The organism is Rathayibacter sp. VKM Ac-2754 (assembly GCF_009807095.1).
In the GTDB taxonomy this organism is placed as follows: domain Bacteria; phylum Actinomycetota; class Actinomycetes; order Actinomycetales; family Microbacteriaceae; genus Rathayibacter.
This window is the reverse complement of record NZ_WUCC01000009.1, coordinates 116,824-140,931: the sequence shown is the minus strand read 5'-3', so window position 1 is coordinate 140,931 and position 24,108 is coordinate 116,824. Positions and strand designations below refer to the sequence as shown.

The window sequence follows — 24,108 nt, the reverse complement described above, 5'->3', positions numbered from 1 at the left end:
GCGTATCGAGACCCACCGGCTCCAGCGGATCGGTTCTCGGACTCGGTCTTCTGGCGGACGTGGATCTCGATACGCCCGCTGCGCGGGCTACTCGATCAGCATGGGTGGAGAGGCCGCACACGACGAAGGCCCGGCCGCGCGGAGCGACCGGGCCTTCGAGCGGACAGCGGGTCAGTGGCCCGCCTGCACGCTCGTCGTCTCGAGCAGCTCGTCCGCCTTGGAGCCGCGGAAGAACTTGGTGCTGAACATCATCGCCGAGGCGAGGAAGGCGAAGACGCCGAGGGAGACGACTCCCCAGACCCCGCTGTCGGTCGGGACGGCCTCGTTGAAGCCGTTGCGCATCAGCGGGGCGACGAAGCCGCCCAGGTTGCCCAGCGAGTTGATGAGGCCGATGCCGGCCGCGGCGGCCGCGCCGGTGAGGAACGCCGTCGGGTAGGCCCAGGTGATCGGTCCGACCGAGAGGAAGCTCGCCACCGCGAGGGTGATGAAGAGCAGGCCGAGGATCGGCTGCTCCGTCGCTCCCGCCCACGCCGATCCGAAGATCGAGAGGCCGGTGAAGATGTAGAACAGCGAGCCCCAGGAGCGGCGGCGGCGGATCGTGTTGGCGTGCTTGCCCACGTAGTAGCAGGCGAAGAGGCCGACGAGCCACGGGATGGCCGAGACGAGTCCGACCTGGAAGCCGACGTCCTGGCCGATCAGGTTCGCGACCTGCTGCGGGAGGTAGAAGGTCGTGCCGTAGACCGCGATCTGGAGGCAGAAGTAGATGACCGTGAAGTACCAGACCTTCCAGCTCGCCATCGCGCGCCAGATGCCGGTCGGCCCGTCGGCCTGCCGCACCGTGTCCTCGCGCTCCATCGCGGCGGTCAACGAGTCCTTCTCGCCCTGCGTCAGCCACTTCGCCTTCGACGGGTGGTTCGTCAGGAACTTCAGTGCCGCGATTCCCGCGATCACCGCGAGCACGCCCTCGACGAAGAACATCACCTGCCACCCCTCCCAGGGAGTGACCTGGTTGCCGACGCTGATCAGGCCGCCGCTGAGCGGTGCGCCGAGCATCTGCGAGAACGGCTGCGCCAGGTAGAAGATCGAGAACATCTGGACGCGGACCTTGTTCGGGAACCACTCCGACAGGAACATGATGACGCCCGGGAAGAGCCCTGCCTCCGTCACGCCGAGCAGGAAGCGCAGGATGATGAACATCGTGTCGCCGGTCGTGAAGGCGAAGCAGGCCGCGACGATGCCCCAGGTCACCGCGATGCGGGCGAGCCAGAAGCGGGCGCCGAAGCGCTTCAGCAGCAGGTTGCTCGGGATCTCGAAGATCGCGTAGCCGATGAAGAAGATGCCGGCGCCGAGGGCGAACGCTCCGTCGGAGATGCCGCGGTCGACCGAGAGCGCCTCCTCCGCGAACCCGACATTGGTGCGGTCGAGGAACGCGACGAAGTAGAGGATGACGAGCATCGGCATGAGATGCCGGGACGCCTTGGAGATGGCGGATTTCAGTGCGGGATCACGGCTGGATCCGAGGGCCGCGGACGGCGAAGCGGTGGACAAGGCACTCTCCTTTGAGGGTTGACCGATGGTGCGGAGTGAGGGGCGCGGGACCCGGGAGGGTCAGGCGCCGAGAGCGGGCAGGATCTGGGCGGCGCCGACTCCGACGAGGAGGACTCCGACGCCGAGGAAGATGAAGCGGCCGATCGACCACGTTCCGACGAGCTTGTTCATGAGGGTTCCGATCCGGGGCTAGTGCATGTAGAGGCCGCCGTCGACGTTCAGGGTCTGACCCGTCACGAAGCCGGAGTCCTCGCTGATGAGGTACGCGATGGCCGCCGCGATGTCGCGCGGGGTGCCGATGCGGGGGAGGACGCCGTCGGCCGCCATGGCCGTCTTGCGCTCCTCGGTGAGGGTGCCGCCCATGATGTCGGTGTCGATCGGGCCGGGGGAGATCGCGTTGACCGTGATCCCCTGCTGGCCGAGCTCGCGGGCGACGCTGCGGGTGAAGCCGATGACACCGGCCTTCGCCGCGGAGTAGGCGGTCTTGCTGAACGTGCCGCCGCCGCGCTGGGCCGAGACGGAGGAGAGGCTGACGACGCGTCCGACTCCGCGGGTCACCATCGACTCGACCGCGCGGCGCGTGGTGAAGTGCACGCCGTTGAGGTTGATGTCGATGACGCGCTGCCACTCCTCGGGGGTGACCTCGAGGTACGAGACGGGGGAGGCGACTCCGGCGAGGTTGACGAGGGCCACGACCGGAGGCAGCGCCGCCTCGAGGGTGTCGAACGCGGCGCGGACCTGCGCGTCGTCGGCGACGTTCGCGCCGGTGCCGGCGGCCTGCACGCCGTGCTGCTCGGCGATCTCGGCGGCGACCTCCTCGGCCGCCTCGGCCTGGAGGTCGATGATGCCGACGTTCCAGCCCTGCTCGGCGAGGTGGTGGGCGGAGTAGCGGCCGATGCCACGGGGCGAGGCGGCGCCGGTGAGGACGACGGTGCGGGACTCGGGGAACATGGGTGCCTTTCTGACGACGGTGTCGGGAGGGTGGTGCGGCGGGTCAGGCGATCGGAGCCGGGCCCAGCTCGTCCATGAGCTTCTTGATGGCCACATACGCGCGGTTGCGGTACGCGATCAGCTCGGCGGTGCGGTCGGCGGGCACGTCGAGGTAGCCGGCGCCCGACTTGATGCCGAACCTGCCGGCGTCGACCAGCGCGGCCAGCGACTCCGGAGTCGCGAAGCGCTCGGGCCAGCGGGTCTGCAGCGAGGCGTAGCAGAAGGCGTAGACGTCGAGCCCGGCCATGTCGGCGATCGCGAACGGGCCGAAGACCGGGAGGCGGAAGCCGAAGGTGGTGCGGACGATCGTGTCGATGTCCTCGGGGGTCGCGATGCCCTCCTCGACGATCTGCGTCGCCTCGTGGAACAGCGCGTACTGCAGGCGGTTGAGCACGAAGCCGGTCGAGTCCTTGACCCGCGCGGTCTCCTTGCCCGTCGCCGCGACGATCTCCTCGGCCAGCGCGATCGCGCTCTCGGAGGTTCCCTCGTGCGGGATCAGCTCGACGCCGGGGATGAACGGCGCGGGGTTCGAGAAGTGCACGCCGAGGAAGCGCTCGGGGTTCGTGACCGCCTCGGCGAGCGAGCCGATCAGGATGGTGGAGGTGTTCGATCCGATGACCGCGTCGGCGCGGGCCGCGGCGCTGATGCGGCGCAGGGTCTCGTGCTTGATCTCGATCTTCTCGGGCACCGCCTCCTCGATGAAGTCGGCGTCGGCGACGGCCTCCTCGATCGACATGGTGGGCGAGAGGTTCTGCCGGATGCGCTCGACGGCGTCCTCGGGGAACAGGCCGTCGGCGACGAACTGCGCGGTCTCGGTGAGGAGGCGCTCGTAGTTGCTGCGCGCGATCTCCTCGGAGATATCGGCGATGACGACGGTGGCGCCCGAGAGCGCGAGGACCTGGGCCATCCCTCCGCCCATGTAGCCGGAGCCGACGACGGCGATTCTGCGTGACGTCATGATGATCTCGTTCCTTCTAGGCCCGGGCCGCGCGGGGCAGCAGCGAGCGGATGTAGGTCTGGTTGGTCCCGCACATGCCGAGGCTGTCGCCGCCGTAGTGCTCGGCGAGGAGGATGCCGCGGAACCCGCCCTCGACCGCGTCGCGGAGGACCTGGCGGTAGTTGACGAGACCGGCCTCCATGCTCGAGGGGACCGAGGTCGCCCACGATCCGTCGGCCGACTCGTCGCGGGTGTAGTTCTTCACGTGCATGTAGTTGGCGTAGGGGAGCGTCTTGGCGAACAGCTCGCGCCAGTTCTCGACGGGGCGGTGCAGGCGGATGAGGTTCGCGACGTCGGGGTTGAGGCCGACGTTGTCGAGGCCCACCTCCTCGACGAAGCGGACGGCGCTGTCGGCGGTGCCGAGGTAGGTGTCCTCGTAGAGCTCGAGGGCGAGCGGCAGGCCGACGTCGGCGGCGTGCCTGCCGAGCTCGCGGATGCGGCTGACGGCGGCGTTCCACACCTCGGGGTCGTCGGGGTCCTTCGGGCCCTCGGCGGTCCAGAACCACAGAGCGCGCTTCTGCGCCTCGCTGAACGGCTGGTGCAGTCCGGTCGAGAAGACCTTCATGCCCCACTCGGCGGCCGCGTCGATGGTGCGGTGTGCGTAGGCGAGGTTCTTCTCCTCGTGCCCGGGCATGATGACGCTCTGGCGCTGCAGGTGCACCGAGGGGATGCCGATGCCGTGCGAGCGCGCGATGCTGAGGAACTCGTCGCGCCGCGAGGGCTCGAGGTCGGCCGGGCGGACGTGGCTGTCGGCGAGCTCGGCGAGGGTGAAGCCGACCTGCTCGACCTGGGCGAACATGTCGTCCCAGACCTCGGGGGCCGCGTCGTGCAGCGCGACGCCGTCGGGGCCGACCGGGGGGATGCCGTGCAGGCACGTGGCGATGGGCCACGTCTCGGCCGTCCAGCTGTCGGGATTCCAGTCGACGTCGTCCCAGGTCTGGGCTCCGCCGCCGGTGCTGACTTCGGTCATCGTGCTCCCTTGCACTCGGGCGCCCGACTCTGGACGCACAAAAGATCCTATAGGAAAGAGAGTGCGGGAGTAAGGGCTCGGAGCGCAAGGGGGTGGCGGGTGCGCGGGTGGCGGACGCACGAACGGCGGGGACCCCCGAAGGGATCCCCGCCGTCGGCGGTGCTGCGGAGCGGCTACTTCAGGGTCGAGCGGACCGCCGTGCGCGCCTGCTCGAGAGCCGACCGGAGGGCGCTGACGCTCTCGGCCGTCACTCCGCCGCGCGAGACCGCGGTGCGGAGCTCGGCCCGCAGCTCGTCGCGGAACTCGGTGAGGAGCACCTCCGCGTCGCGCAGCGCGAGCCGGGAGGCGGTGCGCGCGTCGGCCGCGGGCGCGGTCTCCTGAGGGGTCTCCGCGTCGCGGGGGCGCGGCTCCTCGGTCGAGTGCTCGGGCGTGCGCTGCTCCGACGGCCCGCGGGCGTCGCGGGCGGCGCTCGCCAGGTCGGCGCGGAGGCTCTTCATCGCCTCCGCGACTCCGAGCCGCACCTCGTCGGCCAGGCGGCGGACGGAGTCGGTCAGCTCGTCCTCGATGTCGCCCAGGTCGGTCGCGCGGTTCGACAGCTCGGCGCGGCCCTCGTCGGTGATCGAGTAGACCGTCTTGCGGCCGTCGGCCTCCTTGGTGACGAGTCCCTCCTCCTCGAGCTTCGCGAGGCGCGGGTAGACCGTGCCGGCGCTCGGGGAGTAGGTGCCGCCGAAGCGCTCGCTGAGCGCCTGGATGAGCTCGTAGCCGTGCTTGGGCGACTCGGCGAGGAGGCTGAGCAGGTAGAGGCGCAGGCGTCCGTGCGCGAAGACGGGGCTCACAGCACGCCTCCGTCGGTCGGGCGTGCGCCTGCATCGGGCGAGCCCCAGCCGGCGTGCTCGTCGACCGGGGTCGGGGCGGCGACGCGGCGGACCACGGTGACGTCTCCCGAGACCGAGTTGGCGGCGATGTCGATCCACTGGGAGTCGAGCGAGCCTGTGGTCGAGGTGTAGCCGCGGCCGAAGGTGCCGCGGACGACGGAGCCGTCGAGCTGGAGCGTGCCCGAGACGGTGTTGATGCGGTACCGGGCGCCGAGGCTCTCGTCGATCCGCACGGTGAGGTCGCCGCTGACGGTGTTGGCCTGGATCTGATCGGGGGTGCCCTCGGCGTCGACGAAGACGCTGCCCGAGACTCCGTCGACGGAGAAGCGGGTCAGGTCGCCGGCGGCGGTGACGTCGCCCGAGACGGTGTGCGCGGTGACGCGGCCGGTGTGGCTGCGCACCGAGAGCTCGCCGTGGACGGTGTTGACCTCGATGTCGCCGTGCAGGCCGTCGAGGACGATGTCGCCGCCGACGGTCGAGACGCGGGCGTCGCTGTGCAGACCCGAGACCAGGCCGTCGGCCGAGACGGTGTCGAACTTGAGCTCGACGCCGCGGGGGACGAGGAGGCTGACGTCGGCGCGGTCGCCGCGGCGGCCCAGGCCCTTCACGACGTCGACGATCGTGTCCCAGCGCAGCTGGATGTGGTCGATCTCGAGACGGTCGCCGTCCATCGAGATCTTGAGGGCACGGCCGCTGACGCTGTGCACCTCGACGCGGGCGGTCGGCTCGTCGTGCGCGATGACGTCGATCTGACCTCCGACCAGGGCGAGCTTGAGCGATCGGACGACGTCGAGGTCGACGACCTTCGATTCGCCCGCCTGCACGAGCCATTTCTCGAGAGACATGGTGCTCCTCTTCTCCTGCGCCCGGGTGGGGCGGGGCTGATACGCGATATAACGCGAGTTGGTGTGAGACACGATATATCGCGTCTGTCCCGCAGGCAACGTCTGCTCAGCAGTTGACCAGGCGACGACCTTGACCTTGACGCACCGTCAACGCCTACCGTCGGAGACGTCGCCGGCACCCCGCCGGTGCGCACCGAGGGAGGCGCCGATGCGCGACTGGCCGATCGCCGAGGTCGCCCGCCTGGCGGGGACGACCAGCAGGACCCTCCGTCACTACGGGGCGGAGGGACTGCTCGAGCCGAGCCGGGTGGCGGCGAACGGATACCGCTTCTACGACGCCGAGGCGCTCGTGCGGCTGCAGCGGATCCTGCTGCTGCGCGATCTCGGGCTGGGGCTGCCGGCGATCGCCGGGATCCTCCGCCGCGAGACCGATGCCGCCGAGGCGCTCGAACGGCACCTCGACCGGCTCGAGGAGGAGGGCGAGCTGCTGCAGCGGCGGATCGCCGCGGTGCGCAGGACGATCACGACGATGAGAGGAGGGGAGGAGCTCATGGCGGACGAGATGTTCGACGGCTTCGACCACACGCGGTACCAGGACGAGGTCGAGCGGCGCTGGGGGTCGGCCGCGTACGCGGACAGCGACCGCTGGTGGCGCTCGATGAGCGCGACGGAGAAGGAGGAGTGGCAGCGCTCGCAGAAGCGGCTGGCCGACGACTGGGCGGCCGCGGCCGAGGCGGGCGCGGATCCCGCGGGCCCCGAGGCGCAGGCGCTGGCCGAGCGGCACCGCCGCTGGCTGGACTCCGTCCCGGGGATCCCGCGGGACGCCTCCGGAGCCCCCGACGACGGGTACCTGCTCGGGCTCGGCGAGATGTACGTCGCCGACGAGCGCTTCGCCGCGCACTACGGAGGCGCCACCGGCGCGGCGTTCGTGCGCGACGCCCTGCGGATCCTGGTCGAGGGCAGGGGCTGACCGGCGGCGGAGCCTCTGGTAGACCGGGCTGATGGACCCACTGACGGCACTCGCCGAGATCGCCGCGCTGCTCGAGCAGGAGCGCGCCTCGAAGTACCGGGCCAAGGCGTTCCGGAAGGCGATCGCCGTGCTCGAGGCGATGCCCGACGCCGAGCGCGACGACCTCGCGGCCGTGCGGCGGGCCGCGGGGATCGGCGACACCACCTTCACCGTGATCAGCCAGGCGCGCGAGGGGCGGGTGCCCGACTACCTCGCCGAGCTGCGCGGAACCGCGTCGCTGCCGGTCAGCGCGCTGCGGAGCCGCCTCCGCGGCGATCTGCACTGCCACAGCGAGTGGTCGGACGGCGCGACTCCGGTCGCCGCGATGGTCGACGCGGCGCGGACGCTCGGCCACGAGTACCTGGCCCTCACCGACCACTCGCCGCGGCTGCGCGTCGCGCACGGACTGAGCGCCGAGCGCCTCGAGGAGCAGTTGGAGCACCTCGCGACCCTCGACACCGGCCCCCTGCGGCTCCTCAGCGGGATCGAGGTCGACGTGCTCGACGACGGCTCGCTCGACCAGAGCGACGAGCTGCTCGACCGCCTCGACGTCGTGGTCGCCAGCGCGCACTCGACCCTGCGGATGCCGAGCCGCGAGATGACGGCGCGGCTGGTCGCGGCCGCGTCCGATCCGCGCACGGACGTGCTCGGCCACGTCACCGGCCGGCTCGTCAGCGGCGAGCGGGGCACGCGCCCGCCGTCGACGTTCGACGCCGCCGCGGTCTTCCGCGCCTGCGCCGATCACGGCACCGCGGTCGAGATCAACGCGCGACCGGAGCGCGAGGATCCGCCGGACGAGCTGATCGCCCTCGCGATCGAGGCGGGCTGCCTGTTCGCCATCGACAGCGATGCCCACGCCCCAGGGCAGCTGGGGCTCCTCGACTACGGGGCCGAGCGCGCCGAGCGGCTCGGTGTGCCCGAGGAGCGGATCGTGACGACGTGGCCGCTCGAGCGGCTGCTGGAGTGGACGCGCGCCTGACCTGCATCACTCGCGCCCGCACGGTATCCCTTGACAGAACGGCCTAGCGCGGGTTCGACCCGCGCGCAAGAGGTGAAATCCCAGCCCCCGGCTTGGCAGTCTCAGGGTGGCCGAGTGCGTCTCGGCCTGCTCCCCGTACCGATGAGATCCAGGTGAACCGTGGCCGTGCAGACCGTTCTCGATGCCGTTCGCAGCGCTCCGACCCTCCTCGAGGCGATCCGGGCGGCCGATGAGCTGACCATCGCGGCGGTGAGCGACGGCGGCGGCCGCGCCGTCCGCCTGCTGATGCGGGCCGCGCTCGACCCCTCCGACCAGCTCACCGCCATCGCCGCGGTGCACTCGCTCGCTCAGGTCTTCGACGAGGAGGCGGACCTCGCCCTCCTGGCGCTGCTCGCCGACGATCGCGCGTTCCTCCGCGAGCACGCCGCCTGGGCCTTCGGCGGCCGTCTGCCCCGCCCTGCGGCGATCGGCCCGCTGCTCCGGATGCTGCGCGCGGGAGGCTTCGCGGGCATGCTCGCGCAGCGCACCCTTCTCCTCTGGGCGCCGTCGACCCCCGACCTCCTCTCGCTCGCGCTCGAGGGCGCCCTGATCGGCGAGCGCGACTTCGACGTGCGCGCCCGCTACGCCGAGACGCTGGGACTGGTGCCGGGCGCGATCGCCGAGCGCAGCCTCCTGCACCTCGCCGCCGACGGCGACGAGTGCTTCGAGGTGCGGATGGCCGCTGCGGACGCGCTGGGCGAGCGCCGGTCCGACGACGCCGCACTCCTCCTGACCCGGTTGGCCGACGACGCGGGCCAGCTCGGCGCGGTCGCCCGCCTCGCGCTCGCCGACCGCGCTCCCCTCGTCGCCTCGCAGGCCGGCCCGACGGTCGCGCAGCTCTTCGTCCACGCCGACATCGACGGCTCGCTGACCCGCGTCGGCGCGGGCGACAACGGCGGCATCGCGACGCTGCTCGTGCGTCTCGGCGACGCTCTCGGCGCCGAGGGCGTCGCGCGCGTGCTGACCCTCTCGCGCGGCACCCCGACCGAGGCGGAGCGGGCGCTCGCCGATCTGCCCGTCTCGGGCCACGGATTCGCGCCGGTGCCGTTCGTCGGACTGCCCGTGCCGATGCCGCAGGCCTGGCCGCGTCGTGTCGCCGCCGAGCGCGGGATCCGGCGCGTGCTGCGCGCCGCCGGACGCGTCGATGTGCTGCACCTGCGCATGGCCGACGTCGGCTCGCTGGCGGCCGCCGCGGTCGCGCGCGAGCTCGACATCCCCACCGTCTTCACGGTCGCTCCCGACCCGCACGCGCTGATCGCCGGACTCGACGCCTCCGGGGCGCTCTCCCGCGCCGACTTCGGCGACCGCGACGCGACCGAGCACTTCTGGTTCCGGGTGCGGCTGGTGCAGCGGCTCGCCGCCGACGCCGCGCACACCGTGCTCTTCCCCCGGGAGGATCTCGCGACGAGCATGCGCGAGCTGATCGGCATCGACATCACCGCCCACCCCGAGCGCCACACGGTCGTGCCGGAGGGGATCGACGTGCGCCTCGTCGAGCGCGGCGAGCAGGCGGCCCGGATCTCGGCGGCCGGGGGAGTCGTCGCATCCGATGTGCGCGACGACCTCGCCTCGCTCGACGCGCTGCTCGCGCAGCTCCCCGAGGAGCGGCGCTCGCTGCCGGTGCTGCTCAGCGTCGGGCGCCTGCACCGGGTCAAGGGCATGGCGGCACTCGCGGAGGCGTGGGCGCACGATCCCGCCCTGCGCGAGCGCGCCAACCTCGTCCTCGTGGGCGGCGACCTGACCGACCCGAGCCCTGACGAGCGCGAGCAGCTCGACCGGATCGCCGCCGTCGCCGCGGACGGGCTGCTGCTCGCCGGCCACCGGCCCAACGGCACGGTCGCCCGCTGGCTCGGCGCCGTGCGCCACGGCCGCCCCGGGCTCTCGGCGCCGGGCGGCGCCTACGTCTGCGCGAGCGTCAAGGAGGAGTTCGGCATCGCACTCCTGGAGGCGCTCGCCGCCGGGCTCGTGGTCGTCGCCCCGGCGACCGGCGGCCCGGCCACCTACGTCGAGGACGGCGTGACCGGCTTCCTGATCGACACCTCCGACCGCGCCGCTCTCGCTCGCGCCGCGGGCAGCGCCCTCGACCTCGCCGGCGGGCCGCTCGCCGCGGACGCCGCGGAACGGGGCCGCGCGATGGTCGCCGAGCGGTACACGATCCGGGCCATGGCCCGGGCGCTCACCGGCGTCTACGCGAAGGCGACGGCCGAGCAGGAGCGCCCGTTCCACTCGGGACTCGTGCTGGGAGCGTCATGAGCCTGCTCATCGTCAGCCCGGACTACGCCTCGCACCTGCTCCCGCTCGCGACGCTCGGCACCGCCTGGCGCGATCGCGGCGAGCGCGTCGTCGTGGCGACCGGAGAGGCGACCCGCGCGATCGTCGACGGCTTCGGCTTCGAGCACACGCCGCTCCGCCTCGGCCGCGGCTCGAACGCGGGCACCATCCGCGCCGAGGAGCAGGCGCCCGACGAGGGGGAGTCGCTCCGCGGCTTCTTCGACGCCACGCGACTCGGCATGGTGCCGACGCTGGCCTACCAGGCCCGTGAGCGCCTCACCGACCTGCTCTGGGACCCGGCCGGCGTCTCCGTGCGCCTCCGCGAGATCCTCGACGACGTGCAGCCGGACGCGATCGTCGTCGACCACCTCGCCTTCACCGCCCGGGTCGCCCTCCGCGCGCTCGGCGTGCCCTACGGCGACGTCGTGCTCGGCCACCCCAGCGCGCTGACCGTGCCGGGCGAGGTCTACGGCTTCCCGCCCGCCTGGCCCGCGGCCTTCGCGCCCGCGGCCGCGGAGACCTCCGAGCTGCGGGCGCTCTGCGAGCGGGTCCGCGACTCCTTCACCGCGGAGTGGAACGCGGCGCTGGCCGCGCTCGATCCGAGCGCGCCGCCCAGCACCGACGCCTTCGCCGAGACGGGCGACGTGCTGCTGCTCAACTACCCCGGCGAGCTGCACGATGCGGCGCGCACGGCGCTGCTGCCTCCGCACGCGTTCCTCGGCTCGGCCGTGCGCTCGGAGGAGCGGGACGAGGAGGTCGAGCAGTGGCTCGCCGCCTCCGACGCGCCGATCGTCTACGTGAGCTTCGGCAGCTTCCTCTCGGTGCGCGACGACGTGCTCGCCCGGGTGGTCGCGGCGCTCGCCGACGTCGAGATCGACGGCCGGCCGGTGCGGGTCGCCCTCGCCTCCGGAGCGACGGCGCTCTCGTCGCTCGGCGTCGTCCCGTCGGGCTGGCTGGTCCGCGGGTTCCTCCCGCAGGTCACCCTGCTCGGTCGCGCCCGTCTGGCGATCACGCACGGCGGCAACAACAGCGTCACGGAGTCGATGACCGCGGGAGTCCCGCTCGTCGTGCTGCCGTTCTCGACCGACCAGTTCGCCGGAGCCGCCGCGCTCGAGGACGCGGGCGTCGCTCTGGCGCTCGATCCGAACACGGCGGTCGTCGCCGACCTCGCGGAGGCCGCGCGGCGGATGCTCGCGCTCGACGGCGACGCGCGCGATCGTCTCGACGCCCTGTCCGCGGCCCTGCGCGATGCACCGGGACCGGCCCGCGCCTTCGACGCCCTGTCTCCGGCGACGGCCCCCCGCTAGCCTGGCGCGATGGGACCCCTCCGCGCCGCGACCGATGTCGAGCGCGGCCGGTGGGTGCTCGACGCGCTCGGCCGCTTCGGGACCTTCGACGGCATCGTCCCGCCCGTCTTCGAGGCGGCCGTGCGGATCCTGCACCCCGCCGGCCTCGGGGCGGACGAGCGGTTCCGCTGGCGCGCCGTCGCCGAGCGCGAGGGCACGGTGCTGCACCCTCTCGCCCAGTGGGGCGACCTCGTCGCGGATCACTCCGACGTCTACAGCCCGCCGCGGACGGGCGAGCTGCCGCTCGACGAGCTCGCCGCGATCGCGGGAGTGCTGGCGCTCAGCACCGCGACTCCCGACGACTGCCTCGCCGCGTTCTGGGAGGGCTTCGGGCTCGTCGCGTCGGCGCCGTACCTCGAGCTGCCGGGCCGCGACTGCCTGCTGTTCGCGCTCGACGTCCGTGCGCTGACCGACACCCGCTGGGCGCGCGACTCCGGATTCGCGGACGCGTCGGGGCTGACCGTGCAGACCCCGATGGCGCTCTGGCCCGAGGACCGGGCCTGGTACCTCGCGAGCGAGATCGACTTCGACTCGACCGTGGTCGGCGGCTCGCGCGAGCTGGTCGACGCCCTGCTGGCGCTCGCCGCAGAGGGGACGATCGAGGCGCTGCCCCTGCCGGCCGAGGTCGACCTGACGAGCACCGGCGACCGCGTCAACGGTCGCGCGCGATGACCGAGGACGACGAGCGCTGGCTCGTGATCGGCGGGCGCCGGTGGCGGCGTACCGACCCGAGCCTCCCCGACGACGTCGTGACGGCCCTGACGTCGCACCTCGGCCGCGGGCGCTCGGGTGTGCGCGCCGCGAAGGGCGACCCGGATGCCGTCGCCGCTGCTCGCCGCCGCGTCGGCCTCGCGAAGCACGGCCTCGGCGAGCGCGGCCCCGCCTGGTGGGACGAGCCCGAGGCGGACCGCCTCGAGCGCGCCCGCGAGGCCCTGCGCGAGCTCGACGAGCTCGACGCCTAGCGGCCGCAGCGGCTCCGGGTCTCAGCGATGGGGAGAAGTCGGCGCCCGTCGCCTTCCCTGCTGGTCGAGTAGCCCCGCAGGGGCTACTCGATCAGCAAGGGAGGGGCGAGTCCTCAGCGCAGCAGCGACTCCGCCAGCGAGAGGGCGCCGCGCACGCCGGCCTCGTCGCCGAGGGTCGGGCGGACGACGCGGACCGGACCGCCGCCCGTGCCCGTGGCGCCGGGCGCGCCCATCAGCCGCGCCGCCTCCGCCTCGACCGCGGCGACGAGCCCGGGCGTCTTCGAGACGCCGCCGCCCACGATCGCCAGGCGCACGCCGGTCACGTAGGCGAGCGTGGTGATGAGCTGCGCGAGGTAGGAGGAGCTGAAGCGGAGGTTCGCGGCGGCGTCGTCGGGGCCGAGGCGCGAACCGTCGACTCCCCATCGCGCCGAGATCGCGGGGCCGCTCACGAGGCCCTCGATGCAGTCGCCGTGGAACGGGCAGATCCCGTCGAAGCGGTCCTCCGGGTGGCGGCGGGGCAGGATGTGCGCGACCTCGGGCCAGCCGCTGCCGGCGAGCAGGCCGCCGCTCGAGACGAGGCCGCCGCCGACGCCCGTGCCGACCGTCAGGTAGGCGAAGTCGGGCACGCCGAGCCCGGCTCCCCAGCGCGCCTCGCCCAGGGCGGCGCCGTTGACGTCGGTCACCAGTCCGAGTCGCGCGCCCGGGGCGGCGGCGCCGATCGGGCCGAGCACGTCCGTGCCCTCCCAGTCGAGCTTGGGCGTCGAGGTGAGGCGGCCGTAGTCGCCCGATGCGGGGTCGACGTCGAGCGGGCCGAAGGAGGCGAGGCCGACGGCGCCGACCGTGCCGTCGACTCCCGGGTCGCGCACGAAGGCCGCGAGATCGGCCAGCGTCTCGACCGGCCCGCGGGTCGGCAGGGTCGTCGTCGCGAGGATCGTCTCGGGGGCGGCGGCGGAGGCGACGGCCGCCACGACCTTCGTCCCTCCGGTCTCGATGCCGACGAGGAGGGGGGTGCTGCTCACTGCTCGCCCCGGGTCAGCAGGGCGTGACGGTGCTGATCGCGCGAGAGAGCGTCAGCTCACTGCCGAGCACGAAGGCGTAGTCGAGGTGCAGGCGCTTCAGCGAGTCGACGGTCTCGGCAGGCACGCAGGAGGGGTAGCTCAGCGAGATGGGGGCGCCGTTCGCCGCGGCGACGGTCGCTCCCGAGAGGGCGTCGGCGAAGCCCTCGCCCGAGGCGATGTACGTGGTGTCGGTGAGCGGCGCCGGGGGGAAGGCCTCGTTGATGAGGCGGCTGGTGGCGTAGCGGCTGGGTCCGCCGATGCGCGTCGTGTCGTCGACGGCGCCGGAGGCGGTCAGCGCGGTCTCGATACCCGCCGAGATCGAGGGCTCCTGGCCGATCACCACGGCGGTGGTCGGGTCGAGGCGCTTCAGCGCGGCCGTCGTCGGCGCGTCGAGGTCGTCCTCCGCCCCGTCGACGAGGAGCACGGCCTCGCCCGAGCGGCTGGCCACGGGAGCGACCGAGAGCGCGTCGGGGAAGTTGCCGCCGGTGGCCAGGAACACGTCGTCGGCCGATCCGGCGGGGAACGCGTCGGCGACGATCTGCCGCGAGGTGTCGTAGCGGTCGCTGCCGCCGATCCGCTCGAGGTCGCCGACGACGGCGTCGATCTGCGAGTAGACGGCCGCCGAGACGGTCTGCTCGCTGCCGACGACGATGGTCTTCACCGGAGCGAGCCGCTCGATCTCGGCCGAGACAGTGGCGAACAGAGTGTTCGGGTCGGTCAGCAGCAGCGCGCCGCCCTGGATCGCCGCCGCGGGCCCGGCGCTCAGCGCGTCCGCCCACTTCTCGCCGCTGGCGAGGTAGAGGACCGGCACGCCGGGCTGGACGCTCTGCGTCGTCGCGACCGAGGTCGCGTAGCGGTCGCCGCCCTCGATCCGCGCGGAGGAGAAGGAGTAGGCCTCCGGCGTGAAGCTGATGTCCGAGACCGGCGACTCGCCGACCTCGACGCTCGTCGCCGCGCGGACCCAGTCGGTGTCCATCCAGAACTCGTCGGCCACGGTCGGAACGCCGGAGCCCGCGGGCTGCTCGAGCACGCGGACGGTGTACGACCCGGACGGCAGCGCCGGCAGCGTGTAGGCGCCCGTCGCTCCGCTGGCGAGCGTGGTCGTCGTGGAGCCGGCGAGCTCCGCCTCGTCGAAGGAGTCCCCGTCGACCGACCACGCCTGCACGACGTAGCGGTGGCTCCCCGCGACGCCGGCGGGCGACGTGATCGACCCGCTGATCGGCGCCGAGGCGGCCGAGGCCGGGGCGGCGAACCCCACGGCGGCGAGCGCGCCGATCGCGACGGAGGAGAGGGACAGCAGGAGGGTGCGGCGGCGGCGAGGAGTCACAGGAGAGCTTTCTGGACGTCGCGGCGGGCCGCGGAGGACACGGGATTTCTGAATGCTAGTGGTCGGAGGCGTCGAGCCCGTGCCCCCTCCCGCGATCGCCCTACGGGCAGACCGTCAGCGACTCCAGCGGCGCCGCCAGGGTCAGGCGGCTGCCCAGCAGCGTCACGTAGTCGAGGCTGTTCCTCTGCAGCGCGGTGCGGGTGTCGCGGGGCAGGCAGGTCGCCTCGCTGAGGTACAGCGGGGCACCGACCGCCGCGGCGACCGGGCCGACGGCGAGGGCGTCGGCGAAGCCGTTGCCGAAGGCGAGGAAGGCGGTGTCGGTCAGCAGCGACGGCCGGTAGGCCTCGTTGAGCTGTCGGCTCGTGTCGTTGCGGTCGACGCCGGCCACCCGCTTGACGGCCTGCACAGCGCCTGAGGACTGCAGGCTGCTCTGGATGCCCTGCGAGATGGAGCCGGCGCGTCCCAGGAGCACTCCGTTCGTCGCGTCGAGGTCGCCGATGGCGGCCTTCGTCGCCGCGTCGAGCTCGGGCTTCGCTCCGTCGACGAGGATCACGGGCTCGCCGCGTCGTCCGGCGATCGGGGCTACGGACAGCGCGTCCGGGAACGCGTTGCCCGTGGCGAGGAAGACGGAGTCGTAGGAGCCGTCGGGGAACGCGTCCGCGACGAGCCTCCGGGAGGTGTCGTAGCGGTCCGAGCCGGCGATGCGGTCGACCTGGGCGTCGGTGAGGCTCGCGATGTCGTCGAGGACGGCGTCGCTGACCGAGAGGGAGCTGCCGGCGACGACGATCCGCTCCGGGTCGAGGCGCACGATCTCGGCGGCGACGACGTCGAACAGCTCGTTCGGGTCGGTCAGCAGCAGCGCGCCCTTCTGCGCGGCGGCGGCGGGGCCGGCGCTCAGGGCGTCGGGCCAGTTCGCTCCGCTCGCGATGTAGAGGACGTCGACGGTGTCGAAGGTCGACTTCGTGATGGCCACTCCGGTGGCGTAGCGATCGCTGCCCTGCAGGCGCGAGACGCTCGAGCCGTAGATCCCCGGGGTGAAGTCGACGCCGGTGAGACCGGCGGCAGGGACCGTGGTCACCGCCTGCTCGACGAGCCGGGGGAGCTTCGAGAAGTACTGGTCGTCGTAGGCCGGGTAGGTGTCCTCGGCCGAGCGGAAGACGTACTCGCCCGCGGGGATCGCCACGAGCGACCACGGCACGGCGGTGGTGGGGGCGCCCGCGGCGGGAGCGTCGCCGCCGAGCTTGTAGAAGGCGTCGCTGCCCTCCTCGTACCACCAGGCCTGCACCTCGAGGGCGGTGGTCGTGACTCCGGCGACCGCGTCCGCCGTGACCGTGCCCGAGACCGGGGCGTTCCGCGGGAGCGTGATCGTGAGGCCGGCGGTGGTCGTGGCGAGAGGCTCGGCCTCGACGTCGATCGGGGTGTCGTCGCCGTACCAGACGGGGTACCAGGCGGAGTCGCCGATCACCGAGGCGCGCAGGAAGTAGTCCTCGCCGCCGGGCAGGGTGATCGAGAACGTCGACTCGACGACGACGGTGGTCACCTCTTCGAACGCGGCGTTCTCGACACGGAGCGAGTACGCGGCGCCGGTCGGGGCGGGGTGCGCCTCGTCGACGTCCGACAGCGCGATGGTGCCCGAGAGCACCACCTCGCCGGCGGCGGCGTCGGCCTGCACGACCTCGCGAGCGGTCTTCTGGCCGGTCGACGCGTCCGAGACGGGAGCCGCCGACGCGGGGCTCGCGGCGAGCCCGGTGGTGAGGAGCGCGGCGGCGAGGCCGAGCGCGGTGAGGGGGACGAGGGGCCGGCGGCGGCGTGAGTTCACGGCAGATCTTTCGAGAGGATCCGCGGTGAGCCGCGGGCGGGCAGGTGTCTGAATGCTAGCCGTCGAGGTGCTTCGAGAACTCCTGCCGGCCCGCCCCACCGACCCCCATCAGGGGGCGTCGAGCGCGCGCGACGCGTAGTAGTCGGTGACGACCTGCTGACCCGGCTTCGCGTACATGCAGTAGTCGGTGTCCGACTCCGCCTCGGCCGGGTCGTAGAGCGCGACCGGCCAGTCCCACAGCGCGAAGCCGCCGACCCAGTCGCGCGAGCGGCACGCCTCGAACATCTCACCGAGGTAGTCGGCCTGCGCCTTCCCCGACGGCGCGCCCTGCAGCGTCCAGTCGTTCGGGCGCTGGGGAGACGTGTCGCGGCTCGGGCAGCCGGCCTCGATGAAGAGGAACGGCTTGCCGGAGCGCCGGGCGACCGGCTCGATGCGATCGAGCTGCTCCTCCCACTGCCCTGTCGGGTAGTAGCCGCTGGCCGAGATCACGTCGACCGCGTCCCACCACTCGACGTGATCCTCCTGGTACTTGTCGCAGTTGTACGTGACGATGCCGGAGTAGACCTTCCGCACCTCGGCGACGAGGGCGCGCCACTCGGCCTGGCGCGGATCGCTGCGCACCATCTCGCAGCCGATGCAGAGCATCTCGGCCCCCTCCTGCTCCGCGATCCCGGCGAAGTGCACGATGTACTCGGTGTAGGAGGCGAACCAGTCGCCCCAGTGCGCCTCGCCGGGCACGTCCCAGTCGAAGAAGCCGATGTAGCCGCGCCAGAGGCCGTCGCGGCAGTTGACGGTCGGCTTCAGCACGGCCTTCCAGCCGCGCTCGTGCACGGCGCGGATCGCCCAGCGCACCTCGTCGTCGGTCGGCGTCGGCGCCTCCCGCCACGGGATCTCGGTCGAGACGACCGTGTCCTGCAGCGTCGCGAAGGCGATGGTGACCCAGTTGAGGCCGAGCGGGCGCATCTCGTCGAGCGAGTGCTCGGCCTGCGGAGTCGCCCAGGTGCCGCGGACACCGGTCCAGCCCCAGGTCATCCCCGAGAAGTGCTCGTCGAGCGCGGACAGGTCGACGCTCATGCGGTCACCGCCGCGAGGAGCGTGTTGGCGCTGCGGAGCACCTCGGGCGCGGTGAACGCCTCCGGAGCGACCCCGGACGCCGTGCGGACGTGGAACGTGACGCTCTCGCCCGGCAGCAGGGTCACGAGCATGTCGTCGACCTCGGCGTCCGGAGCGGCGACATCGGCCAGGAGCGCCAGCTCGCGGACGAGGCTGCGCGCCGTCACGGTGACGTCGACGCCTCCGTCGACCGCGTGCGCCTCGGTCTCGAGCGATGCCTCGGCCGATGACGGAGAGCGCAGCGCGGAGTCGCGGAACTCGGCGAAGAACCACAGCCCGCGCTCTCCGCCGAACTCGGCGACGAGCAGCTCGGCGGCCGCGTCGGCAGGCGCGCCCAGCTCGAGCGGAACGCGGATCGTCGTGCGTGCCGGCACCTCGAGAGTCGCGGAGGTCTCGGACAGCACCTCGCCGTCGAACGACCGCCGCGAGGCGCGCAGGGTCCCCGTCCAGTCGACGTCGGTGTCGTTCGACAGCGACGCCTCGAGTCGCCCGCCCTCGGGCTGCACGGTCACGACGCGGTCGGCGAACGCCGCGCGGATCGCGTACCAGAGCGGCTTCTTCCGCCCGTAGCCGTCGACGGCCGCCCACGAGACCACCGGCCAGTTGTCGTTCAGCTGCCAGACGATCGCGCCGGTGTTGTGCGGTTGCAGCGAGCGGAACCAGTCGAGCGCGGTGCGGATCGCGAGGGCCTGGTTGAGCCCCATCGCCCAGTGCCACTCGGGCATCGTGTTCGGCAGCGGCAGGTGCGCGACGAGGCCGTCGGTGAGCTTGACGTTGCCCTCCATCGCCTTCTGGTGCACGAGCATCGAGGGCGACTCGGGCGTGAGCGGCTCATCGGGCATCGCCTCGGAGAGCGTCGCCCAGGTCGGCGGGCCCTGCCAGCCGAACTCGGAGACGAAGCGCGGGCGCACCTCGCGGTAGCGCGGGTAGTCCTCGCGGTTCCAGTGCTCCCAGAGGTGCGTCGTGCCGTTGAGGGCGTCGTTGGGGTGCTGCGAGCGATCGGGCGAGAAGGGGCTCCCGGGCGTGTAGACGACGTGCGGCGCGAGCTCGTCGACGAGCCCGGGGAACACGTCGTAGTAGTAGCCCTCGCCCCAGGTGCGGCCCTCGAGCCGGGAGTCCCAGCCCCACTCCACGCGGCCCCAGATGTTCTCGTTGTTGCCGTTCAGGATCACGAGCGAGGGGTGCGAGCCCAGACGGATGACCGCCTCGCGCGACTCCGCGACGATCTCGGAGAAGAGCGGCTCCTCCTCGGCGTAGGCGGCGCAGGCGAGCAGGAAGTCCTGCCAGGTCAGCAGGCCCAGCTCGTCGGCGGCGTCGTAGAAGTCGTCGCTCTCGAAGATCCCGCCGCCCCAGACGCGGATCAGGTTGATGTTCGCGTCGGCGGCCTGCGTGAGCCGCGCGCGGTAGCGCTCGGCGTCGATGCGGTGCGGGAAGGTGTCGTCGGGGATCCAGTTGACGCCCTTCACGTAGACCGGGCGGTCGTTGACGATCAGCACGAACGGGGTGCCGGCGTCGTCGGGAGTCGTGTCGGCGCGGACGGTGCGGAAGCCGATCCGCTTCGTGCGCTCGTCGAGCACCTCGCCGCCCGCCTCGAGCGAGATCGCGAGGTCGTAGAGCGTCTGCTCGCCATAGCCGCGGGGCCACCAGCGCTGCACGTCGGCCACCGCCAGGCGGAGCCGCGCTTCGCCGTCCACGACGTCGGCGCGAAGAGTCGTGCCCCCGACGCTCGCGACGACCTCGAGCGCGTCGGAGGTCACCGAGTCGACCGCGACGCGCAGGTCGACGACCCCGTCGTTCCCGTCGACATCCGCCGACACGATCGTCTCGGCGATCCGCGCCGTCGACCACGACTGGAGGAGAACGGGGCGCCAGATGCCGCTGGTCGAGGTGTCGAGACCCCAGTCCCAGCCGAAGCTGCAGGCCGACTTGCGGATCGCGTTGAAGGGGTGGTGGTTGACGTGCGGGCGGTACTCGAGCTCGAGGGAGGCCCGGTCGGCCGCCGGGACGGGCGCTGCGAAGACGACCTCGAGCGTGTTCTCTCCGTCGACGAGGCGGCCCTGCACCGGCACGCGGTAGCTGCGGTGCTGGTTGCGGCTCTCGAGGACGACCTCGCCGTTCAGGCGCACGGTCGCGATGGTGTCGAGCCCCTCGAAGACCAGGTCGGCGCGGTCGGCGCCGTCGGCGGAGGCGGTGAAGGTGGTCGTGTAGCGCCACGAGGTACTGCCGACCCACTCCTGCAGCTTCTCGTTCGTGCCGATGTACGGGTCCTCGATCAGGCCGGCGGCCAGCAGGTCGGTGTGGACGGTGCCGGGGACGACGGCCGCGATCGGGCCGGCGGCGGCGACGGCGCGGGGCACCAGGCGCCCCGGGAGCGGTTCGACGCTCCAGCCCTCGTGGAGTCGGACGGTGGTCGGTCGGACGGTGGTCGGTCGGACGGACGTGGTCATTTGGTGGCCCCTCTGGTGATGCCGTTGTAGATGAAGCGCTGCAGCGAGACGAAGATCACGAGCGTCGGCACGATCACGATCAGCACCCCCGCCGCGATGATCTGCTGCGACGAGCTGAACGGCCCGATGAAGCGGAACAGCGAGGTCGAGACCATGTTCAGCTCGGGCGTCGGCATGTACAGCAGCGGTATGTAGAACTCGTTGTAGATCGCGATCCCCTTGATGATGATCACGGTGACGATCGCGGGCTGCAGCAGCGGCAGGATGATCCGCCAGTAGATGCCGAAGCGGCTGGTGCCCTCGAGCATCGCCGCCTCGTCGAGGCTCTTCGGGATCGACTGCATGAACTGCACGAAGATGTAGATCGAGACGATGTCGGTGCCCGAGAAGAGCAGCACCGCCGCCCAGTAGGTGTTGACCAGGCCGAAGCCGTTGATGACCTGGTACGTCGCGACCTGGGTCGTGACTCCGGGGACCAGCGTCGCGATCAGGAACAGCGCGAACACCAGCTTCTTGGCCCGGAACTCGAACCGGTCGAGCGCGTAGGCCGCCATCGTGCCGATCAGGATCGTGACGATGATCGAGAGCGTCAGCACGAGGCCGGTGTTGGCGAAGCCGCGGAGCATGTCGCCGCCGACCCAGGCCGTGCCGAAGTTCTCGAAGTTGAGCCAGTTCTGCGGGGGAGTGATCGGCGAGGTCGTCGCGTACTCCTGCGCCGTCTTGAAGCTCGCGAACACGATGACCACGAGTGGCAGCAGGAGCAGCAGGCTGAAGGCGATCAGCGACGCGTACTTGCCGAAGACGGCGAGGAACCGCCGGATCGGATGGGGGGCGAGCGAGCGCTCCCGGGGCCGCTGCGGCGCGGCGAGTGCGGAGGTCATGACGTCTCCAGACGGATCAGTGATTGTCGAATCAGTTCAGGGCCACGAATCAGTTCGGGGCCACGAATCAGTTCAGGGCCACGTCGTCGTCCGGCACGAGCCGGCGCTGGACGTAGGTGACGAGCAGGACGACGATCAGCAGGATGACCGCCATGGCGGAGGCGAAGCCCACCCGCTGGAAGACGAAGGCCTGCTGGATCGTCGTGATGACGAAGGTGGAGCTGCCGTTCGAGCCGCCCGTCATGATGTACGGGATCTCGAACACCGAAAGCGATCCCGCGATGGCCAGGATGAACGACAGGCTGATGATGCGCTTGATACCCGGCACGATGATGAAGCGGAACTTGTGCCACGAGTTGGCGCCGTCGAGGTCGGCCGCCTCGTAGATCTCGTCGGGGATCGACTGGATCGCTCCGAGGAACAGCACGAAGTTGAGACCGGTGTAGCGCCAGATCGACACCCCGCCGAGCGAGACGTTGACCCAGTCGGGGTCGCCGAGCCACAGCGGAGTGGTGCCGGTCTGCGCGAGGCCGAGGCCGGCCAGGGTCGCGTCGAGCGTTCCTCCGGGCCGGAAGAAGAAGAGGAACACCAGGGCGATCGCCACTCCGTTGAGGAGGTAGGGGAAGAAGATGATGCCCTTGAAGAGGTTGCGGAACCGGGTGTCGAAGCTGAGCAGGGTCGCGAAGTAGAGCGCGATGAACATCTGCACGAACGAGGCGGCGAAGTAGTAGAGGCTGACGAAGAAGACCTGGAAGTACTCGGGCTTCGTGAAGATCTGCAGGTAGTTGTCGAACCCGATCGGGTCCTTCTCGAGCGAGATGCCGTCCCAGTCGGTGAACGAGTACCAGATCATGTTGCCGACCGGGTAGTAGGTCAGCGTGATGAGGAGGACGAGGGGCACCGCGAGGAAGAGCAGCGGCGTGATGCTCAGCTCGCCGTTCGGGCCCCTCAGCCCGCGCCGGCGCTTGACGACGGGGGAGGCGCCCGCGAGCGCCCGGGTGGAGGCGACGCCCGTGGCGCCGATGATCTCGGTCATGTCTGGAGTCCCGCTGGTCGAAGTGGATGAAGACGAGATCCGGAGGCGGGGCGCGTGGGCACCCCGCCTCCGGAGTCGGTCACTCGATCGAGGCGATGGCCTCGGCCCAGCGGGAGTCGAGGTCGGCGAAGGCCGACTCCTTGTCTCCGTCGGCGGCACCGCGAGCGATGTCGACGAGCTTCTGGCGGTAGATGCCTCCGGTCAGGTCGACCTGCGAGGCCTTGATGATGTCGGCCTGCACGCTCTCCTCACCGGCGGGAGCGGCGTCCTGCTCGAGGTACTCGACGCCCAGCTCGGTGAAGTCGGCGAGGGTGTCGGGGTTCGGGCTGTCGATGGCGGTGCCGATCGCACCCGACTTGGCCGCGTAGTCGGACTCGAGCGTGAACCACTCGATCCAGGCCATGGCGGTCGCCTTGTTGTCCGACTTCTTGTTGATCGCGCTGAAGTAGTCGGGGGCGAGCGTCGCGACGAACTTTCCGTCGGCCTGGTACGGGAAGGGCATGTAGCCGATGTCGGCGGGGTCGGTGCCGGCGGTGGTGGCCGCATCCTTCATCTGCTGGATCGCCCAGGAGCCGAGGTACATGGTGGCGACCTCGCCGGTGGCGATCATGGCCTTCGAGCCCTCCCACGCGGTGGTGGTCGGGTCCTCCTCCGAGAGGCCGTTCTTGACGATGTCGAAGAGCAGTCCGTCCGAGATGCCGACGTAGGAGTCGTCACCGGTCCAGGGAGTCTCGTCGCTGTTCAGCGCGTTGTTGGCGTCGGCGTCGCCGAGCATGCTCGGGTCGCCGTTCCACTGCGACAGCGGCCACGCGTCCTTGTAGTTCGTGTAGTACGGAGTCGCGTCGGTGTTGTCCTTGATGAGCTGCAGGTCGGCGAGGAACTCGTCGGGCGTGGTCGGGATGCCGTCGACGCCGGCCTCGCTCCAGACCTTCTTGTTGTAGACGAAGCCCATCGTGTTGCCGAACTGGGCGATGCCGTAGGCGGTGCCCTCGTAGGCCTTCGGCTCCGTGAAGCGGTAGGTCTTCGAGAGCTCCTCGGTGGTGCCGAGCGGCTCGAAGAAGGCCGAGAACTGATCCGGTGCGACCGAGGTCGGCAGGGCGAGCACGTCGCCGATGTTGCCGGAGGAGAGACGGGTCGTCACGTCCTGCTCGTAGTTGGTGATGCCCTCGAACTTGACCGAGGTGCCGGGGTACGCCTCCGTGAACTGCTTCGCGTACTCGTCGAACGTGCCGTCCTGGATGAGGTCGGTGCGCTGGGTGAGGACGGTGATCTCCCCCTCGGGGGTGCCGTCCATTCCGCCGCTCGAGTCGCCTCCGCCGCCGGAGCAGGCCGTGAGGCCGGCGGCGAGAGCGAGGACGCCTCCGACTGCGATGACGCGCCGAAACTTCATGGTGTCTCCTTCGTGATCGTCTTTGACCGACGGACCGAGCCGTGTGGCGGCTGCCCTGTCTCCGGGGGACGGTACACGGGGCTCCGGCGGCGAGTCAAGAGATTTGTACCATCGTTGTCATGATCGTGACCGGGGCCGCGATCCGCGGCTCTCCCGGTCCGAAAGCGGGCGGAGAGCGCTCGCCGGTCTTCCCGCGCGGGGCCCGG

20 protein-coding genes are annotated in these 24,108 nt (G+C 71.7%); 6 read left to right on the top strand and 14 right to left on the bottom strand.

Going from position 1 to position 24,108, the window contains the following annotated elements; translation table 11 throughout:
* Positions 1–171 precede the first annotated feature (171 nt).
* The 6 genes from GRS92_RS15110 to GRS92_RS15085 form a co-directional block, all read right to left on the bottom strand.
* Positions 172–1,461 (bottom strand): MFS transporter, encoded by a 1,290-nt coding sequence (locus GRS92_RS15110; RefSeq protein WP_159857871.1) that lies wholly within the window; start codon positions 1,459–1,461, stop codon positions 172–174.
* A gap of 276 nt (positions 1,462–1,737) precedes the next feature.
* Positions 1,738–2,499 (bottom strand): SDR family NAD(P)-dependent oxidoreductase, encoded by a 762-nt coding sequence (locus GRS92_RS15105; RefSeq protein ID WP_159857869.1) that lies wholly within the window; start codon positions 2,497–2,499, stop codon positions 1,738–1,740.
* Between the two features lie 43 nt (positions 2,500–2,542).
* Positions 2,543–3,496: a 3-hydroxyacyl-CoA dehydrogenase family protein gene (locus tag GRS92_RS15100; RefSeq protein WP_159857867.1), complete on the bottom strand. Its 954-nt coding sequence runs from the start codon at positions 3,494–3,496 to the stop codon at positions 2,543–2,545.
* Between the two features lie 16 nt (positions 3,497–3,512).
* Complete coding sequence (locus GRS92_RS15095; RefSeq protein ID WP_159857865.1) at positions 3,513–4,505, bottom strand: sugar phosphate isomerase/epimerase family protein; 993 nt, start codon at positions 4,503–4,505, stop codon at positions 3,513–3,515.
* Positions 4,506–4,678: 173 nt separating this feature from the next.
* Complete coding sequence (locus GRS92_RS15090; RefSeq protein ID WP_159857863.1) at positions 4,679–5,341, bottom strand: PadR family transcriptional regulator; 663 nt, start codon at positions 5,339–5,341, stop codon at positions 4,679–4,681.
* A complete protein-coding gene (locus GRS92_RS15085) occupies positions 5,338–6,225 on the bottom strand; it encodes a hypothetical protein (RefSeq protein WP_235022051.1) in 888 nt (295 codons plus the stop codon). The genes GRS92_RS15090 and GRS92_RS15085 overlap by 4 nt, the downstream gene beginning before the upstream one ends.
* Before the next feature lie 208 nt (positions 6,226–6,433).
* Here GRS92_RS15085 and GRS92_RS15080 point away from each other — a divergent pair, with 208 nt between their 5' ends.
* The 6 genes from GRS92_RS15080 (at position 6,434) to GRS92_RS15055 (ending at position 12,831) form a co-directional block, all read left to right on the top strand.
* On the top strand, positions 6,434–7,195 hold the full coding sequence (locus GRS92_RS15080; protein WP_159857861.1) for a MerR family transcriptional regulator: 762 nt from the start codon (positions 6,434–6,436) through the stop codon (positions 7,193–7,195).
* 31 nt (positions 7,196–7,226) lie between these two features.
* On the top strand, positions 7,227–8,213 hold the full coding sequence (locus GRS92_RS15075) for a PHP domain-containing protein (protein WP_159857859.1): 987 nt from the start codon (positions 7,227–7,229) through the stop codon (positions 8,211–8,213).
* Between the two features lie 159 nt (positions 8,214–8,372).
* Entirely contained in the window at positions 8,373–10,505 is a 2,133-nt protein-coding gene (locus tag GRS92_RS15070; protein WP_159857857.1) for a glycosyltransferase, read from the top strand.
* Complete coding sequence (locus tag GRS92_RS15065) at positions 10,502–11,830, top strand: glycosyltransferase (protein WP_159857855.1); 1,329 nt, start codon at positions 10,502–10,504, stop codon at positions 11,828–11,830. Before GRS92_RS15070 ends, GRS92_RS15065 begins: the two co-directional genes overlap by 4 nt.
* 9 nt (positions 11,831–11,839) lie before the next feature.
* On the top strand, positions 11,840–12,541 hold the full coding sequence (locus GRS92_RS15060) for a hypothetical protein (RefSeq protein ID WP_159857853.1): 702 nt from the start codon (positions 11,840–11,842) through the stop codon (positions 12,539–12,541).
* Entirely contained in the window at positions 12,538–12,831 is a 294-nt protein-coding gene (locus GRS92_RS15055; protein WP_159857852.1) for a biopolymer transporter Tol, read from the top strand. Before GRS92_RS15060 ends, GRS92_RS15055 begins: the two co-directional genes overlap by 4 nt.
* Before the next feature lie 113 nt (positions 12,832–12,944).
* Here GRS92_RS15055 and GRS92_RS15050 read toward each other — a convergent pair whose 3' ends face one another.
* The 8 genes from GRS92_RS15050 to GRS92_RS15015 form a co-directional block, all read right to left on the bottom strand.
* Entirely contained in the window at positions 12,945–13,850 is a 906-nt protein-coding gene (locus GRS92_RS15050; protein WP_159857850.1) for an ROK family protein, read from the bottom strand.
* A 13-nt stretch (positions 13,851–13,863) separates the two neighbouring features.
* Entirely contained in the window at positions 13,864–15,216 is a 1,353-nt protein-coding gene (locus GRS92_RS15045) for a cell wall-binding repeat-containing protein (RefSeq protein WP_159857848.1), read from the bottom strand.
* A gap of 100 nt (positions 15,217–15,316) precedes the next feature.
* Positions 15,317–17,035, bottom strand: coding sequence for a cell wall-binding repeat-containing protein (locus GRS92_RS15040; protein WP_159857846.1), 1,719 nt, complete (start codon positions 17,033–17,035; stop codon positions 15,317–15,319).
* Positions 17,036–17,143: 108 nt separating this feature from the next.
* Positions 17,144–18,109, bottom strand: a complete 966-nt coding sequence (locus GRS92_RS15035) for a glycoside hydrolase family 113 (RefSeq protein WP_159857844.1) — start codon at positions 18,107–18,109, stop codon at positions 17,144–17,146.
* On the bottom strand, positions 18,106–20,595 hold the full coding sequence (locus GRS92_RS15030) for a glycoside hydrolase family 2 protein (RefSeq protein WP_159857842.1): 2,490 nt from the start codon (positions 20,593–20,595) through the stop codon (positions 18,106–18,108). The genes GRS92_RS15035 and GRS92_RS15030 overlap by 4 nt, the downstream gene beginning before the upstream one ends.
* Positions 20,592–21,476, bottom strand: a complete 885-nt coding sequence (locus GRS92_RS15025) for a carbohydrate ABC transporter permease (RefSeq protein ID WP_159857840.1) — start codon at positions 21,474–21,476, stop codon at positions 20,592–20,594. Before GRS92_RS15025 ends, GRS92_RS15030 begins: the two co-directional genes overlap by 4 nt.
* Before the next feature lie 67 nt (positions 21,477–21,543).
* Positions 21,544–22,512 (bottom strand): carbohydrate ABC transporter permease, encoded by a 969-nt coding sequence (locus GRS92_RS15020; protein WP_159857838.1) that lies wholly within the window; start codon positions 22,510–22,512, stop codon positions 21,544–21,546.
* 79 nt (positions 22,513–22,591) lie between these two features.
* Complete coding sequence (locus GRS92_RS15015; protein WP_159857836.1) at positions 22,592–23,902, bottom strand: ABC transporter substrate-binding protein; 1,311 nt, start codon at positions 23,900–23,902, stop codon at positions 22,592–22,594.
* Positions 23,903–24,108: the final 206 nt, after the last annotated feature.